Origin of the sequence: Pseudoalteromonas sp., assembly GCF_018402495.1 — a bacterium.
Lineage (GTDB): Bacteria > Pseudomonadota > Gammaproteobacteria > Enterobacterales > Alteromonadaceae > Pseudoalteromonas.
The window spans coordinates 261,516-277,606 of the sequence record NZ_JAGYIU010000005.1; the positions used below are offsets into that span (position 1 = coordinate 261,516).

A 16,091-nucleotide genomic window follows, 5' to 3' on the forward strand; every position below is an offset into this window, starting at 1 on the left:
CTAAATAATTTAAATAAGGAAAGACTATGAAAATCAATTTACTTAAAAGCGCACTTATCGGCGCACTTACTTTTACGGCGCTTGCATCTAGTTATGCCAACGCACATGCGCGCTGGCTCGTCCCTTCACATACCTCTCTTTCAGGCGACAAAGCACATTATGTGATGATTGATGCAAGTATCTCAAACGAAATTTTTGCACCTGACAAAGCCTATCGCCCAAGCACTGAAGGCGCAGAATATGACGATAAACTCCTTATGGCACTTACCCCTGGCGGCGAGCAAGTTACCGATACTATTCGTGCCTATTACTTAAAGCGTAAAAACTCTGCTGCAGTAAAATTAGAAGATCAAGGCACCTATCATATTGCGATGACACAAAAGCCAATGTACATGACATTCTACAAAAATGCAGCCGGTGAGCGAAGCCGTGTATTTGCTAAAAAGAGCGATGCCAACTTACCTAAAGACGCCAGTGATATCACCACAATGAAAATGATTTCAACTGTCGATACTTTTGTCAGCCGCAATGGTACATCAAAGCCAGCCCTACTTGGTGTAGGCCTCGAAATTAGTGGCGATACTCATCCAAACGACTTATTTGTTGGTGAGCAAGCACGCTTTCAACTGCTTAGTGATGGAAAGCCAGTTGGCGAAGGGATTGAAATAAGTATTTTAAAAGGTGATACGCGCTATCGTAATAACCGTGGTGAAGTAAAAGTAACAACAGACAAAAATGGTTACTTTAGCACTACATGGCAACAGCCAGGTTTATACCTAATCGAAACGTCTAAAAAAGTAGAGGTAACTGAAGAAGGTGTAGATGCAGGTCGTTATGCATTATTTACCACCCTTGAAGTTGCTCCAGAGTAACTTTTAACTTGTTATAGGCCAAACGAATAGTCGTTTGGCCTATCGCCTTTTTATAACTAAAACGCTTTAGAGCCTGTTTCTATTTTAATCTGTTATTCCGATCACTTTTTTTATAATAATAGTTGAATAACATAGTCAATTTAGATCTTTGCGATGCACTAATTGCTTCTATATGATGCGCCCTTTTCAAATCTTCAAGGCACGCTTAATGACTTTTCAGCATTTATCCGCTAATAAATTAGCACTTAGCTTGGCTATCACTACAGCACTTAGCACTTCATATTCCACCGCTAATGCCGCAGAGCAAAACAATCAAGTAGAAGAAAATATCGAAGTGATCTCAGTGACAGGTACTCGCCGCAGCTTGCGCAGTATTGCGCAAAGCACTGTGCCTGTTGATATTATTAGCAACGACGATATGGCAAGCACAGGTCAACTTGAAATTAGCCAAGTGCTGGCTAACCAAGTACCGAGCTTTAACTACCCAAGCGCCACACTGTCTGACGGTACTGACCATGCTCGCCCTGCTGTATTAAGAGGCCTAGCACCCGATCACACCTTAGTGCTTATTAACGGTAAACGTCGCCACTCTGGTGCGTTATTAAACTTAGGCGGTACGGTTGGTCGTGGCTCTACCGCGGTTGATTTAAATATGATCCCCACCTCTGCAATAAAGCGTGTTGAAGTACTGCGTGATGGTGCTGCAGCACAGTATGGCTCTGACGCCATTGCGGGTGTAATCAATATAGTTTTAAAAGATGCCACCGAAGGCGGCAGTGTTAGCGTAACCTATGGACAATACGACAGCCAAATGGCCGGCGTACCACAACTAAATAGCACTTATGCTGATGAAAACGGCAACCTTGCCTTTAATTTAGGCGACGATCGTAAGGTTAACGACGGCAGTACTCGTACAATTAGCGCAAACTCAGGTTTTTCACTGGCAGACAGCGGCTTTTTAAACGTTTCAATTGAATACCGTGATAACGACTCAACTCAACGCTCTGGTTTTGATCCACGCGAACAATACAGCCGCCTAGATGATGGCAGCTTAGATCCACGCGAATTTACAATCGATCGCTATAACCATCGTTTTGGTAAAGCGCAGCTTGAAGACTACGCCTTGTTTTACAATATGGGATACGATTTAGAGAATGGCTTTAATGTTTACTCGTTTGGTAGCTACTCAGAGCGTGAGGGGAACTCGGGCGGATTTTACCGCCGCGCAAAAGACAGCCGCAATGTTCTACAGCTATACCCAAACGGCTTTTTGCCACAAATTACCACCGATGTAGAAGATTACTCTCTCGCACTTGGCCTACAAGGCGATAGTGGCGACTGGACCTGGGATATAAGTACTAATTACGGCCGTAACAACTTTGGTTTAGGTGTTGTAAATAGCCTAAATACGTCTTTAGGTATTAATAGCCAAACTGAGTTTGATAATGGCGCTATGATTTACGATCAATTTTTAGTTAATTTTGATGCCAATACCGTCATTGACTTTGGCCTACCTGATGATGTGTTTTTCACTCTTGGTGCAGAGTACCGCCATGAAAGCTATAAAATAGAGCAAGGTGAAGAAGCTTCTTATATTACTGCACTTGATAGTAATGGTAATCCAATTGCTGCCGGCGGTGCACAAGTGCTTCCTGGTTTTGGGCCGCAAAGCGCAACCAATGAAAGCCGCCATAATGTCGCTGTATTCGCTGAATTTGACACTTACTTAACTGACAAATGGAATGTAGTTTTAGCTAGTCGCTATGAAGATTACAGCGATTTTGGTAATACGTTTACTTCAAAATTAGCCACCCGTTACAGTATTAACGACCACCTCTCATTACGTGGTGCTGCAAGTACAGGGTTTCGTGCGCCGTCACTTGCACAAAGCTCTTACCGTCAAATATCGACCGTTCTTGAAAATAATCAGCCTTTTGAAATTGGTCTATTTCCAAGCTCTACACCTGCAGCCCAAGCGTTAGGTGCAAAACAACTTGATGCAGAGGACTCGGTTAACGTTACTGCCGGATTTGTCTACACCCAAGGTGGCTTTAGCTTAACGGTTGATGCCTACCGCATAGATATTGATGACCGTATTGTACTGTCTGAAAACTTAAGCGGTAACGCTGTGCAGCAAATTCTAGCTAATGCTGGCGAACTAAATACCGAAAGTGTTCGTTACTTTACCAATGCCATCAATTCGCGCACGCAAGGTGTTGATATTGTGGCAACCTACGCGCTTGATCTAAATACATTCGGTGATGTGCGCTTAAACGCGGCGGCGAATATTAACGATACCGAAATCACGCATGTTGATGCAAACCCGAGCGAGCTTAATTCTTTAGGTGATGACTACGTGGTCTTTGCGCGTCGTGAAATCGGTCGTTTTGAGCAAGGCACACCCGATAACAAGCTAAACCTATCAGCAGTTTGGTCCTTTAACCAATGGCAAACAACCTTACGTGCGACTCGCTATGGGGAAGTGGCAGATATTTCAACCATCCGCGAGGGTGATGAATATTTAGATGCTAAATGGATCACTGATTTAGAAATCGCTTATCGCCCTAACGATGCGTGGAAGTTTGCAGTAGGTGCGAATAACTTATTCGATCAGTACCCACAAGCTACAGTAGATAACATTGGCTACTCTGACTTTGGGCAAATATTTCCATACACACCTTATTCGCCATACAGTTTAGATGGGCGTTTTTTATACGGTAACATTACTTACAACTTTTAAGTAAACCATCAATTAAATAGAGTGTAATTACAAAAGGATGCCGTGTGCATCCTTTTATATATGAGAGATAAAATCCCCCTTAGGCAAAAGCTTTTAGATAGCGCATGTTTAACATTTATACCTATTCACTTAATTAAGTAAGTTACTTATTAGCATTATAAAGAACATACTCCCAGCGCCGTATACCTTAGTACCCCACCAATTCTGCATACCCTTTTCCTTTAAAACCACCTTGGGTTTTAATACGCCCCTCCCAGTAAGGGATGCTTAGTTGATTACGCGAGTCGGGATTTCGCGCTTCAATTATTATAGGTTCAAACCCCTCAATATTGAGTGTCCACTTAATTGGGTAGGTTTTACTGATCAATGCTTTTTGTTGCGTTTTAGCTTTAAGATCGTGTGTTTTTAATACCTGTATCGCCACATCGTCATTTGCAATGGCGCGTACGTGTCCATCGGGAGTAATGTGCGATGCACTGCAGTAATCATAATGTTGCTGGCTATTACGAATACAAAATGCCATTAAACCACCTAGCTCGGTCTCATCGGCTTGAATGCTAAACCAATCCCAGCCATTTTGAGTCGGATCGATTAACGCCGAAGACCACTCTCTATCAAGCCATGCACTGCCGGTTACCTTATACGTTTGCCCGGCAAAAACCACCTCACCCTGCGCCTCCAAAAACGGATAACTGTAATAATACGAGGCGTGTCCTTGGTGTGTTTTTTGGCTATATCCTTGCTCTCCATGTTTGACTAGGGGGCTATTTTTCAGCTTTAAATTTGCACTGTAATCCTTGTGCTGCGCACTTAAATTAAGCGGTAAAAATGACTCACTCTCACTCAATAATTGCCAATCATCTAAACGCGCCATAAATGGCTGAGCCGTAATAGTTACTTGGTTTTTCCGTCCGTACTTTTCAAACGCTTGGTGCAGGGTATCCGTTTGAATTGCAAAATGTGCAAAATAAAGCTGGCCGTTCCACCAAGGTGATTGTTCTGTTATCTTATTTTGCTCATCAACTGAGAGCCTAAATAGCGTCCATTGCACACCAAAGGTGTCGCCATTATCTGCTTCTAAGTTGGCAGTCACATACCACCACTCTATACCTTGTTGATGATGCGCACCGTGATCGTCAGGAAAACGCAGCCCACTTTGTTTGTTTACAGCCTTTCCAAACTGCTGCGAAAATCCATTATGTATCGGCTCATTTGTTTTTTCCTGCCCGTCAATTGGCTGACAAGCTACCAAGATGCTGAGCATAATAAAAATAATACCGCTTTTTGTTGTGTTCATATGATCCCTATAATTTGGCGACATTATCTGCCACAGCGCTTCGCGTTAGTTTTATGAGCGGCAATGCACTAACTAATAAAGCCAAAATAAACACTAGCGTGGCAAACACCCCTAACTGCAACCAATTAATACTCATGGCCATTGTCCACCCAAACGCAATCGGCATTACATACGTTAATAACACCCAGCCAAGGCAAAGCCCCAACGGTATTGCTAGTAATAAGGTGATTAAAATAACAATGGCAGCTTGTAATACTTTTGCACCCAATAATTGTCGCTGAGTAACGCCCAATGTTTGTAATACCGCCATAGGCTGTAGTTGCCCTCGCCCTAATGTTAAAAAACTGACCCACATACCAAATAAGGCAATCAGCATAATAAATAAATTAAGTGCTTGGGTAACATAAAAGGTTTTACTAAATAATTGCTTTGCAAAGCGCTTAAACGCTTGATTAGCAATAACCTGCTGACTATCCAACTGGTATTCTTTTTGAATAAACTCAGCCATAGCATCAACATCGCTCTTTGAGTTTAACCAAAGTGATAACCCATATTGAGTATAATTAAAACCACTTTGTAACAGCCCATCCGTTGTTACCACTACATTTAAACCTTGCTCACCATAATCGTAATAAGCAGCGCGCACTTGGCAAGTAAGATCATGCATATGCTGTTTGAGGTTAATGACATCACCTCGTTTTATTTGATACTGCAATAGGGCAGGTTCATTCACTAAACAGCCAATAATACCGCTTTCATTTTTTTCAAACATAGTCGATGTGAGCGCTTGATTATTTAACAAGGTGAGATGTTGATTATGCTCGGCGGTTGCACCAAACGCCATGGCATTAACCGCCACTGTGTTTCGCGCTGTGTTAAGCTCACTTTTTGCAGACCAATAAACGCCGACTTTATCAACGTCGGGGAGCGCGTTAAAAGCACGCTGTAAAGCGTCAATATTTTGCTCAGGCCTTACATATAAATCGGCGCTCAAACGCTTTTCAAGATGCGTGTCTAGGGTATCGCTAAAACTACCGACCATAATTTGCATACCAACGGCTGCTCCCATTGCCATTAAAATAGCCAATACAGCACTTAATAACGCAGGTAGCTGTACTATACTATCGGCTTTTAACCATTGAATTATTGGATTTTGTGTTGGCCATGCGGTATTAAACACAGCCCTGACAACAGGCGCGGTAATAGCAAAAAAGACCAGTAATACGCAACCACATAATAATAAAGCACTTATTTTAGTGCTCGCCGTTAATGCTAAGTAACTGGCAGTGACAATAGCTAACATCAACATAAACCATTTTGCGCGAACAAAAAAAGCATTAAATACCTGAGACTGGCTCACTAAAAATCCTAATAACACAATAATATTGAGGACAAAACCGCTCGCCACCATACTGACATTAAGATTTACGACAAAGCTTCTATCTAGCTGGTAAAGCCCTCGTAAGCTAGCCGACACATCCATAACCAACGCATTTGCCAAAACAACACCTAATAACGCCCCCAATACAGCTGCCACAAAACTAAGTAACGCCAGCTCAATAACCAGCGCCTTAATAAGTGCGGATTTTTGACAACCCAACACCCACATTTGCTGTTGTAAATGAGCGCGCGCGTTGTACGCCAGCTTAATGGCATTAAAGCTTAAAAACGCGCCAACCACATAGCCTAGCAATGCTAATGCCTGCAAATTAAAGAAAAACGCCTCAGATAGCGCATCAAACGCTTGCTGCTGAGCGCTTTCAAGTCGTGCCGTATCGCCAATAAGTGCCTTTAATTGTGTGTTTTGCTTACTTGTTAATCCACTGAGCTCTATGTAATTAATTTTTCCATTGGCGTTGAGTAGCTGATCGGCAAGACTGATATCCATTAACATATTCATACCTAAACCTTGCAAAGGGGTCACCTTTAGAGTGCGTAATCCCTCGCCAACTTTTACAGTAATACTGTTATTTAACGTTAATCGTTGGATTAACTTAGGGTCAACATAAACTGTATTCAGCAAGGTGCCTATTGACGTGTTCCCCTTGTTATTTGGCGCTGTGTTCGCCGTGTTAGGCACATTAAGCCACTGTAATAAATTAACGCCCCGCAGCGCCAACTTTTGCTTGCTCTTAGTTTCAATCACACCCTCGAGCACTGGCTGGGCTTGCGAAAATCCAGCCACTCTAAGCCTTGACCAAAGCGTATGGGGCAGCTTGTTTTCACCTAGTACAGGGCGTACAAAATGCGTTACGGGATTTGCAATTAAAGCTGTTGTTTGTTGATAGCGCTTACCGGCTTCTAGGTTTAACCCTTGAATGGCAGTAAGCAGCGCAGCGCCTAAACTAAGGCCAATAAAAAATAGTAATAACAGCCCACTACGACGGCGGTAAAACTGCCCGTACGTTATTAGAATAAGTTTAAGCTCAGCCATTAATTTGGCCATCTTTTAAAAAGAGCTGATAACCAAATTGATCAGCTAAGCGCTGGCTATGAGTGACCATAATTAAGATAATTTGCTGCTCTTGGCATAATGTTTTTAGTAGTGCAACAATATCTTGTGAACGAGCGGCATCAAGGTTTCCGGTAGGTTCATCTGCCAGCAAAAGTTTAGGTTTATTTAATAACGCCCGACCAATTCCAACCCGCTGCTGCTCACCGCCCGATAGTTGCTCAGGCATCGCCGAAAGCTTACCTTCTAAACCTAGTTTTGTAGCCATTTTTTGTATTTCATCGTCGCTAGGCGATAACCCGTTAAGCCTTGCTTGAAAACACATGTTGTCTTTTACATTTAACGGGCTGAGCAACTGATAATGCTGAAAAATAATACCTATTTTGCGTCTATATAACGCCAACTCTCTAGCATTAAAAGCACTAATTTTTTGCTCATTAACCGTAATTTCGCCAGCCTCAGGAGACAATAAACCGGCTAGTAAATTTAACAATGTCGTTTTACCCGAGCCGCTATCGCCTAATAAAGCTATTTGCTCTGCGGCCATAATATTTAACGATAAGTCATTTATGATAGTACGTTTTAAAGTGCCATCTTGGCGTGAAAAAAACACATTATTTAACGCAATCATAAAAGTAGTATTCCTGTAACAAAAAATGAGACCCATTGTTTAAACGATACCATAACAGCAAAGTGCTCACCTTTGCATTAGTTTTTAAATAGCTAAGTTATGCGTATCAATGACTTAAACTAAACGTAGGCGCATAAGGAGTTGATAAGTTATTTACAGGAAATGGCCATATAGTTATTACATGGTGGGGCTTTCGTTACCCACTATAGCGTGACAATGCATCAGCCTATGGAAGATATAAATAAAATGGCTTAACAGAGGACTCTGCTAAGCCAAAAAAGCGACCTAATGATGATGCCCACCTTGAATAGCCTCGCCTTGCTGGTTATAAAAACCGGTGGCGCCGTGCTCTATAAAACCAAGATTAATCATTTTAGCTAAAAATGGATCGCTTTCATTATCGCCAATGTCGGCATAGTCGGTGGTTTGAAAGTTATCTAGCTTTGCAAACTGCGCCGTAATAACTTGCGCGTCGCTATTCACTTTATTAAGGCTAAGCACGGTTTCTGTTTGGCCTTTTTCATTAGTTACGCGAAAGGTTTTTACTAATTTTGATTGCGGCAAAAATGTGAGCTTAAATTGAGTATCACCCTCAGTGAGTACGTAATTTTTTACTTGATCACAGCCCTCGCCTTGCGTATTTACGAGCGTCATTTTTTCAATTAAATGCGAATCCACCAGCTGATTTTTAGCGCTCCAATTTTGCACACCGCGCACTTCAGAAGGTTGATACTCAATCCCGCGCTGCTCAGCATTAAAAAAGCGAATCGGACGAAGCTGATTATTGCTCAATTGCTGCCAAAGTTCAGTGATCATTTCCCCTTGATGCGCAACCTGCTGATGATCTCGCCAAAGTGTGAGTAACTGTGTACTTTGCTGCGCTTTATGTGTATTGATAATTTTATAGTCGGCTTTTAATTGTGCAGCATTAATATCGCACTGCTGCGCAAACGTATTACTACTGACAAGTGCTGTAAGTATGAATAATGCTTTTTTCATTAGTTTATCTCTGTGGAGCGTGTTTGTTATTGCACTAACATAACGGCTAATAATGGCAATTTAATGACATAAAAAACCCGCACAAAGTACGGGTTGTTTTATAACACAAGGTTTATTGCGCTAGTTTTTCATCGGCTGCTTTTACAAAATCAGCGGCAAAGTCCATAACATGGAATAAAAAGCTTTGCTCGTTAGTACCGGTTACTAAATGTGCACCTGGGCCTATTGCATATACACCCACATCTTCACCTGCGTGAGTTTCTGATGACAGTGGCACCAGTGCCTCTTGGTGAAAACCTGGCGTGGTAGTGTCAACATTGCTTAAATCAACTCGCCCTGTAACAGGTGCAGCTAAATATGCAGCGTCAGCATTGGTTTCGTCACCTAAATCTCTAAACCCTAGGCCATTAGTATAGCCCACGGTGGTGTACGGCATATTATCAGCTGCTAAACTTGGCTCGGTTTGACCCACACCAACGACTTTACCCAATATTGGGTTACCCCGTTTAGGGTAGCCTGCAATAGTAAATACATGGCTGTGGTCGGCGGTTACCACTATGAGTGTTTCTTCTGGATTGGTATTTTCCATGGCCACTTTTACAGCTTTAGCCAATTCAATAGTATCGTTTAGTGCATTATAAGCATTACCGGCATGGTGTGCATGGTCAATACGACCCGACTCCACTGTTAAGAAAAAGCCTTTGTCGTTGTTATCGAGTATGGCAATTGCTTTTTCGGTCATTTGCGATAAAGAAGGTTCACCTGCAATATCATTGTCACGATCGGCTTCGTATTGCATGTGCGATTCATTAAATAAACCAAATACGCGCTCGGTTTTGGCAGCATCAATGGCATCAAAGCCTGCTTGGTCCATTACATATGTACCATTTGGGTATTGCGTTTTCCACTCGGCGGTTAAGTCACGATTATCAGTACGATCCCCCTCAACAGCACTCATAGCATCCGCTGAATTAAACGCCACATCTTTTGGTAAGAAGTGTCGGCGCCCGCCACCCATTACCACTTCAATCCCATCAACATCTAAGCCACTAAAACGGGCTTCTAGGTTTTTCTCGAAATTAACCAGCTGCGAGGCAATATCTTCACAATTTTCGGCCTCAGAAGCGGGCATATCTGAAATGTCTTCCCAGTTACGATCTGCCGATTTAGCATAGGTTGCTGCCGGTGTAGCATGGGTGATACGCGCAGTAGAAATAATACCCGTAGATTTACCCGCAATTTCCGCCAGCTCTAATGAGGTAACCAGTTCATGCCCTTTGCCTGACGCACAATTGCCACGCTCAACGGCTTCAGCAATACCCACTACACCTACATCGGTTTTTACCCCTGACGCCATTGCTGTCATAGTGCCCGCAGAATCAGGTGTTTGCGCATCAACGTTATAGGTTTTAACAAGACCCGAATAAGGCATAGTTTCAAAACTTAGCTGATGGTCTTCACCCATTTCACCTTGTAACTGCCCCGCTAAAATACGCGCCGCAGTTATGGTAGAAATACCCATACCATCACCTACAAACAAGATAACATTTTTAGCTTTACCGGATTCTGTTACAATTTTACTTGCCGCTTCTTGCGCGTTTGCAAGTGTTGTTTGCGCATCGCTAAACCATACATTATCACTTAGTGATGCGAGCTGCTCATTTGTTAATGATGTTGCGGGGTCATTACAGACTAAGTTAGTGTGCGTTACCTCGCCTGCATCTAATTGTCCATTTGTATTAGTATCTACACCGCTTTGCGTTTCTACACCGCCGTTAATACATTGCTCAGACCCTACCGCAATTGGGTTATCTACGGCTAAGATGTTATTGCTATTTTTATCGTCATCACTTGAGCAACCTGCTAGTGCGACCATTACTGCTAAAGAAAGTACTGTTAATTTTTTCATGTGAGCTGCCATTATTGCTGAGTTAGTTCAAGTGCTTGATTAATTAAATGAAACACTACATTTTGCTCAATAACACCTTGAGCAAGGTGAGCGCCAGGGCCGGTCGCATGTAATGAAATATCTTCACCTGCATGGGTTTCAGAGCTAAGCGGTACCGTTGTCTCTTGGTGGAATCCGGGTGTATTTGTATCAACGCCATTTAACTCAACACGCCCTGCAACTGGACCACTTGCGTAGCCTGCATCTGCGTTTGTTTCATCAACTAAGTTTCTAAAACCTAGGCCATTTGCATAACCTACCGTGGTGTATGGCATGTTATCGGCCGCTAACGTTGGTGTAGTTTGACCCACGCCAACTACTTTCCCTAAAATAGGATTACCGCGCTTAGGGTAGCCTGCAATAGTAAATACATGGCTATGATCGGCTGTAACTAAAATAAGGGTTTCTTCTGGGTTGGTATTATCTACCGCAGCTTGAACAGCCTTTGCAAACTCAATGGTGTCGTTTAGTGCGTTATAGGCATTACCGGCATGGTGCGCATGGTCAATACGACCCGACTCAACGGTTAAGAAAAAACCCTTGTCGTTTTTACCCAGTACATCAATTGCTTTTGTAGTCATATCGGTGAGTGATGGCTCGCCAGCAATATCGTTTGCACGGTCAGCTTCGTATTGCATGTGTGATTCGTTAAATAAACCAAATACTTTAGTGGCATCATCACTAATAGCGTCAAACCCAGCTTGGTCCATCACATAAGTGCCATTTGGGTAGTGTGTTTGCCATTCAGTAACAAGGTTACGTCCATCTGTACGATCCCCTTCTACTGCGCTCATTGCATCAGCTGAATTTGCCTCAGCCTCTTTAGGTAAAAAGTGACGACGACCACCGCCCATCACAAAATCAAGACCGTCAATATCGGTGCCTAAAAAACGTGCTTCTAAATTCTTTTCAAAGTTAATTAATTGCGAAGCAATGTCTTCACAGCCAGCCTCAACGGCTTCCTCTGGCATATCTGAAATATCTTCCCAATTACGGTTTGCCGATTTGGCATAGGTTGCCGCAGGTGTTGCATGAGTAATACGAGCGGTAGAAATAATACCTGTTGCTAGACCTTTAATTTCAGCAAGCTCGGTTGCTGTAAGCAATTCGTTACCTATGGCTGTAGAACATTTACCGCGTTCAACATCTTCGTTTACACCAATAACACCTACGTCGGTTTTAACACCCGAGATCATCGCTGTCATGGTGCCTGCTGAATCGGGTGTTTGTGCATCAACGTTATAAGTTTTGACTTGCGCTGAGTATGGGAACTTTTCAAAGCTTAAGTAACCCTCTTCACCCGGCTGATTGTTTCGTTGTCCTTGTAAAATACGCGCTGCCGTTAAGGTAGAAATACCCATGCCATCGCCAACAAACAAAATTACATTTTTTGCTTTATTGTTTTTAACGGCTTGTGCCTGCGCTGTTTTCGTTGTTAATTTTGCTTGCGCAGCACTGTACCAGCTGCTGTCTTTTTGGCTTGATGGCAATACATTTGCGTGACTAACGGCGCTAAATGACAACGTTAGTACAACCGCTGTCGCGACTGTTTTAATTTTCATCTGTAATTCCCATTATCTGTAGTGGTTATTTTTAAAAAAGGTAATCTTAAAAAACATCAACCGCAGCAATATAGGCAATAGATGTTACTAATAAAGGAAATTTTAATTACAAGAAAGTGACAATCATCACAAAAGAGTTTTAAATCGCCACTGTCTGTGTCGATAAATTAGAACTTATTTATCTTTGTTCGCACACTCAACGAGCATTAATCCCTTTGTACTTACAAAAACCCGCTTAGTTTATCGATCCCGTGCTTGAGCATTAGCGCGCTATTGCCTTACAATAGTGCATAATTAATTCAACGCAGATCACCACTATGACTGATACAAATAAACCAGCATTACCTAATCAACTTTCTATCAACCCACGTAACAAATTTTATGTAGAAGAAGTATTTGAGCATGAAATTGGCATTACACTTAACGGTAAAGAGCGTTTTGACGTTGAAGAATACTGCATCAGCGAAGGGTGGATTAAAATAGCGGCACCTAAAGCGCTTGATCGTCGCGGCCAGCCATTACTTATGAAAGTAAAAGGCACTGTAGAAGCGTTTTATAAGTAATAGCCTACTTATAAAAAAAACAGCGACACCTTACTGGGTAGTCGCTTTTTTTGTGTCTTTTAAAAATATGTTGAACTTTTTTCATACTCAAGCTGATGAATTTTCATTATGAATTTTCAAAAAATATGTTTGAATACACTTAACCATTTAGACGTTTAGAAGTCCATTATGAGCAATTTAACAATATTAGACGGCGGTATGGGCCGTGAACTCAAGCGTATGGGTGCGCCGTTTTCACAGCCACTTTGGAGCGCACAAGCACTTATAGAGGCACCACAATTTGTAACCCAGGCACACCAAAGTTTTATAGATGCTGGCGCTGAAATAATTACCGTTAATAGTTACGCCTGCGTACCCTTTCACTTAGGAGAGGCAGGTTTTAAAGCCCAAGGGGCTAAACTTGCAAAGCAAGCGGCAATCATAGCAAAAGAAGTTGCACAAAATGCTCAACGCAAGGTATGCGTTGCCGGCTCACTGCCGCCCGCCTTTGGATCGTATCGTCCTGATTTTTTTCAAAGTGATCGTGCATTTGCTATTTTAAATACCCTTTATGAAGCACAAAACGACGATGTAGATATTTGGATTGGTGAAACTATATCAAACATTGAAGAAGCGCGAGTTATGGCAAGCGTACTTAAAGACTCAAATAAACCATGTTATTACGCATGTACCCTAAATGATGAAGTTACCGAACAAGCAACACTGCGCTCTGGAGAATTAGTATCCGACGCTATCTTGGCTCTACTCGAATATAATATAGCGGGCATACTTTTCAACTGTTCTATTCCCGAAGTCATTGAACAAGCGCTGCGCGACACTAATCGCGTGCTAAAACAGCAAAATAAACACCTTGATTTAGGGGCATTTGCAAATGGTTTTACACCAATCGCCAGTGATTATAAGGCCAATGAAGGCTCGCAAGGTTATCGCGACTTATCACCTGCGGAATATTTAGAATTTGCTAAACAATGGCATAGCCTTGGGGCAACGATTATTGGTGGTTGCTGCGGCATTGGTCCTGAATATATTAAAGCGCTCTCGCAATGGAAAAAGAGCATTAGAATTTGTTGATTTTTCAAGGTTAACAGACCCTAATGCTTTGCAATAATGACTATTACTTTTGTTTTTATAACAAAAGCAAAAAACTGCTTAGCACAACATTTAATGCTGATTTTTTTCGCAAAACACATCACATCCAGACGATGTATTTAAACTGGCTTTTAGAATAGCCATCGCGGCTGCGGCATTATCAAAGCTTAGCACGCTGACTTGCGCCGAGCTTCCTTTATAATGCTCAAACCAAAGTTGTAAACTCACCTCTACGCTTGGAAAATTTTGTTGCAAGTCTGATAAATCGAAAATATCTGAAAAAACACCGGTTAGCGGAACAGCCAATAATTTATCATCTTGCTCACCATTATCAAGCATCTTCATAATACCAATAATTCTAGCCTTAGAAAGGGTGCCTGGCGTGAGTGCGCCACCAAGCAATAGCACATCTAATGGGTCGCCATCACCACCGTACTCTTTTGCAGAAAGTGTATTTGGTAAAATACCGTAATTTACCGGATAGGGTAAATAGTTAATTTTTCTGGCTGTCCCATTTTGCTCTTCCCACTCTAATAACAGTGGGTTAGCTTTTTGTTGCTGCCATTTGTCTATACTACCCGCCGCTATTTCAATCAGTACATTTACACTTTTATCGGCATTCAAAGGAACAGGTAATTGGCTTAAACCAGTGCTTAACAAATTGTTACTCAAATACTGCCTCGAATCGCACTGAACCGGCATCCCCCGATGCTGTAAAGCAAGACCTAGCTTACCAACACCCAAACGGGTGTGATCGCGCCGACAAAGTAATTGATCTAACTTCTCAAAATGCAGGCCCCCTTGCCAGCCCAAATCAGCGGCTTTATAGTTGTCGAATATAACACTCTGACCATTAAGGTTAGCAATGTAATGATAAATACGCTCCAACCATTGCAAATACTCTGCCGCACTATAATAACCAGGAAACTTTAGATGCGCTTGCTGTTTAAGATGTTGAGCCCAGTAAAATTCAACATAAGGAATGGCTGGTTTTGGTTTGGCCCACACGCTATCGCGCAAGAAATATAACGCCGCTCGAAAAGGATCATTTTGCAGTTGCATGCGACCCAGTTGTTTAGGTATCTGTTGAAAATGAATACGTTGACCTGCTGCATCAAACAGCCATGCATTACCATCCTGTTCGACCTGCTGCCAAAACGTATTAAGATCTTTTGTTTGATATATTTTGTCTATATACACAGGTACTTTTAAATCAGCACCACCACCTGGCATATCATAAAAAGCCGAAAATGTATGATGGCCATCTGTTAGATACAGTTGGTTATTTGGGCCAGATACCGCCGTTTTTAACGCGGATAAATTACGTTGTTTTTTATAAGCATTACTGCATTGGTAGCTCTGAGTATCGCCAGGCGTGGATTCTGCCGAAAAACGAACTGACTTACCCCAACCAGCATTACGGCAAAGATCAGAAAATAATCGCTCACGACTGTTTTGGTACTGAGCCAGCCGATAATTGATCTGCTCATAAGCAACTCCACTTTGTGTTGGCCTAAGATCTGCCAGAGCGACCCACACTACATCACCCGCTTGCCTTTGAGGCACTGCAGCTACAGTAGCAGCAGTACCGCATACGATTAAACCAAGAATAGCTTGCTTCCATCGGCGCACTATATTGCCTCCAGTAAATAAATTAACAACATACACGCGCGGCATGACAATAACATGACTTACAGCACACCATCACACAATGCTGCATTGTGCGTTGCACAGAACCTTAATCAAGGTGTTACTTTGTCACAATGCCAACCCTTGTAAAAAGTAGTAACAATGCGAGCAAACCAAAAAACAACCACAAAATTGCTTTAAATGCTAACTACGTTCATATAACAAGATAATTTAAGTTTATATCTGGACTGATCTTTTAGTCATATCTCTGTCACTGATATGTAACCGCCACGTCATTACACACTGTTA

Annotated in this window: 11 protein-coding genes; 4 read left to right on the top strand and 7 right to left on the bottom strand. The window is 42.1% G+C overall.

From position 1 onward, the window contains the following. Nucleotides 1-26 precede the first annotated feature (26 nt). Together KG708_RS16285 and KG708_RS16290 are read left to right on the top strand one after the other, a co-directional pair. Nucleotides 27-872, top strand: a complete 846-nt coding sequence (locus KG708_RS16285; protein ID WP_213611523.1) for a DUF4198 domain-containing protein — start codon at nucleotides 27-29, stop codon at nucleotides 870-872. 208 nt (nucleotides 873-1,080) lie between these two features. Beyond that, nucleotides 1,081-3,612 carry a TonB-dependent receptor gene (locus KG708_RS16290; RefSeq protein WP_213611525.1) on the top strand — a complete coding sequence of 844 codons (2,532 nt, stop codon included), beginning with the start codon at nucleotides 1,081-1,083 and terminating at the stop codon, nucleotides 3,610-3,612. Nucleotides 3,613-3,799: 187 nt separating this feature from the next. Here the strand turns inward: KG708_RS16290 and KG708_RS16295 are convergent, their stop codons facing one another. The 6 genes from KG708_RS16295 to KG708_RS16320 form a co-directional block, all read right to left on the bottom strand. Then, on the bottom strand, nucleotides 3,800-4,909 hold the full coding sequence (locus tag KG708_RS16295; RefSeq protein WP_213611527.1) for a lipocalin-like domain-containing protein: 1,110 nt from the start codon (nucleotides 4,907-4,909) through the stop codon (nucleotides 3,800-3,802). Nucleotides 4,910-4,916: 7 nt separating this feature from the next. Continuing rightward, nucleotides 4,917-7,343, bottom strand: a complete 2,427-nt coding sequence (locus KG708_RS16300; RefSeq protein WP_213611530.1) for an ABC transporter permease — start codon at nucleotides 7,341-7,343, stop codon at nucleotides 4,917-4,919. Then, on the bottom strand, nucleotides 7,336-7,992 hold the full coding sequence (locus KG708_RS16305; protein ID WP_213611532.1) for an ATP-binding cassette domain-containing protein: 657 nt from the start codon (nucleotides 7,990-7,992) through the stop codon (nucleotides 7,336-7,338). Before KG708_RS16305 ends, KG708_RS16300 begins: the two co-directional genes overlap by 8 nt. A gap of 285 nt (nucleotides 7,993-8,277) precedes the next feature. Further along, nucleotides 8,278-8,991 (bottom strand): hypothetical protein, encoded by a 714-nt coding sequence (locus KG708_RS16310; RefSeq protein WP_213611534.1) that lies wholly within the window; start codon nucleotides 8,989-8,991, stop codon nucleotides 8,278-8,280. Nucleotides 8,992-9,103: 112 nt separating this feature from the next. Beyond that, nucleotides 9,104-10,900, bottom strand: coding sequence for an alkaline phosphatase (locus tag KG708_RS16315; RefSeq protein ID WP_213611535.1), 1,797 nt, complete (start codon nucleotides 10,898-10,900; stop codon nucleotides 9,104-9,106). A gap of 11 nt (nucleotides 10,901-10,911) precedes the next feature. Continuing rightward, complete coding sequence (locus tag KG708_RS16320) at nucleotides 10,912-12,501, bottom strand: alkaline phosphatase (protein WP_213611537.1); 1,590 nt, start codon at nucleotides 12,499-12,501, stop codon at nucleotides 10,912-10,914. Nucleotides 12,502-12,818: 317 nt separating this feature from the next. On the opposite strand from KG708_RS16320, the gene KG708_RS16325 reads away from it, so the two are divergent. Together KG708_RS16325 and KG708_RS16330 are read left to right on the top strand one after the other, a co-directional pair. Further along, entirely contained in the window at nucleotides 12,819-13,064 is a 246-nt protein-coding gene (locus KG708_RS16325) for a DUF3297 family protein (RefSeq protein WP_213611538.1), read from the top strand. Nucleotides 13,065-13,232: 168 nt separating this feature from the next. Then, a complete protein-coding gene (locus KG708_RS16330; RefSeq protein WP_213611544.1) occupies nucleotides 13,233-14,135 on the top strand; it encodes a homocysteine S-methyltransferase family protein in 903 nt (300 codons plus the stop codon). A gap of 90 nt (nucleotides 14,136-14,225) precedes the next feature. On the opposite strand, the gene KG708_RS16335 is transcribed toward KG708_RS16330, so the two are convergent. Next, entirely contained in the window at nucleotides 14,226-15,785 is a 1,560-nt protein-coding gene (locus KG708_RS16335; protein WP_213611546.1) for a ParB-like protein, read from the bottom strand. Between the last annotated feature and the right edge of the window lie 306 nt (nucleotides 15,786-16,091).

Coding starts and splice junctions, on each gene's coding strand:
- KG708_RS16330 (WP_213611544.1), top strand. CDS start 13,233: ATGAGCAATTTAACAATATTAGACGGCGGTATGGGCCGTGAACTCAAG.
- KG708_RS16315 (WP_213611535.1), bottom strand. CDS start 10,900: ATGAAAAAATTAACAGTACTTTCTTTAGCAGTAATGGTCGCACTAGCA.
- KG708_RS16295 (WP_213611527.1), bottom strand. CDS start 4,909: ATGAACACAACAAAAAGCGGTATTATTTTTATTATGCTCAGCATCTTG.
- KG708_RS16300 (WP_213611530.1), bottom strand. CDS start 7,343: ATGGCTGAGCTTAAACTTATTCTAATAACGTACGGGCAGTTTTACCGC.
- KG708_RS16320 (WP_213611537.1), bottom strand. CDS start 12,501: ATGAAAATTAAAACAGTCGCGACAGCGGTTGTACTAACGTTGTCATTT.
- KG708_RS16290 (WP_213611525.1), top strand. CDS start 1,081: ATGACTTTTCAGCATTTATCCGCTAATAAATTAGCACTTAGCTTGGCT.
- KG708_RS16305 (WP_213611532.1), bottom strand. CDS start 7,992: ATGATTGCGTTAAATAATGTGTTTTTTTCACGCCAAGATGGCACTTTA.
- KG708_RS16325 (WP_213611538.1), top strand. CDS start 12,819: ATGACTGATACAAATAAACCAGCATTACCTAATCAACTTTCTATCAAC.
- KG708_RS16310 (WP_213611534.1), bottom strand. CDS start 8,991: ATGAAAAAAGCATTATTCATACTTACAGCACTTGTCAGTAGTAATACG.
- KG708_RS16285 (WP_213611523.1), top strand. CDS start 27: ATGAAAATCAATTTACTTAAAAGCGCACTTATCGGCGCACTTACTTTT.